This window comes from Odoribacter sp. N54.MGS-14 (assembly GCF_000980295.1).
Classification (GTDB): Bacteria; Bacteroidota; Bacteroidia; order Bacteroidales; family Marinifilaceae; genus Odoribacter; species Odoribacter splanchnicus.
This window is the reverse complement of sequence record NZ_LARL01000168.1, coordinates 1-898: the sequence shown is the minus strand read 5'-3', so window position 1 is coordinate 898 and position 898 is coordinate 1. Positions and strand designations below refer to the sequence as shown.

Below are 898 nucleotides of genomic sequence, written 5' to 3'. Positions count from 1 at the left end.
GGAATTGACGGGGGCCCGCACAAGCGGAGGAACATGTGGTTTAATTCGATGATACGCGAGGAACCTTACCCGGGCTTAAATTGCATTTGAATATATTGGAAACAGTATAGCCGTAAGGCAAATGTGAAGGTGCTGCATGGTTGTCGTCAGCTCGTGCCGTGAGGTGTCGGCTTAAGTGCCATAACGAGCGCAACCCTTATCTTTAGTTACTAACAGGTCATGCTGAGGACTCTAGAGAGACTGCCGTCGTAAGATGTGAGGAAGGTGGGGATGACGTCAAATCAGCACGGCCCTTACGTCCGGGGCTACACACGTGTTACAATGGGGGGTACAGAAGGCAGCTACCTGGTGACAGGATGCTAATCCCAAAAGCCTCTCTCAGTTCGGATCGAAGTCTGCAACCCGACTTCGTGAAGCTGGATTCGCTAGTAATCGCGCATCAGCCATGGCGCGGTGAATACGTTCCCGGGCCTTGTACACACCGCCCGTCAAGCCATGAAAGCCGGGGGTACCTGAAGTACGTAACCGCAAGGAGCGTCCTAGGGTAAAACTGGTAATTGGGGCTAAGTCGTAACAAGGTAGCCGTACCGGAAGGTGCGGCTGGAACACCTCCTTTCTGGAGCGATGTCGTAAGACGATGCAATTCTACATGAATAATGTAAAACGGCCATCGTTAAAAATAATGACTTTAAAGGTTCTGTTTTTGTACTACTGGTACTTGTTTATTTATAATATATAGATCAACCATCTATAGAAGTATAGATAGAGATAAACAAGAGAAATAAAGAAGCCGAGTCTAACATCAGGTAGACAAGGTTGAACTAGTCCTATAGCTCAGTTGGTTAGAGCGCTACACTGATAATGTAGAGGTCGGCAGTTCAACTCTGCCTGGGACTAC

At 48.1% G+C, this 898-nt stretch carries 1 tRNA gene and 1 rRNA gene; both read left to right on the top strand.

The features are described from left to right. Positions 1-616, top strand: a 16S ribosomal RNA gene (locus WS42_RS14880); the annotation flags it as partial. Positions 617-823: 207 nt separating this feature from the next. After that, positions 824-897: transfer RNA gene (locus tag WS42_RS14875), tRNA-Ile, on the top strand. The last annotated feature ends 1 nt before the right edge of the window (position 898 follow it).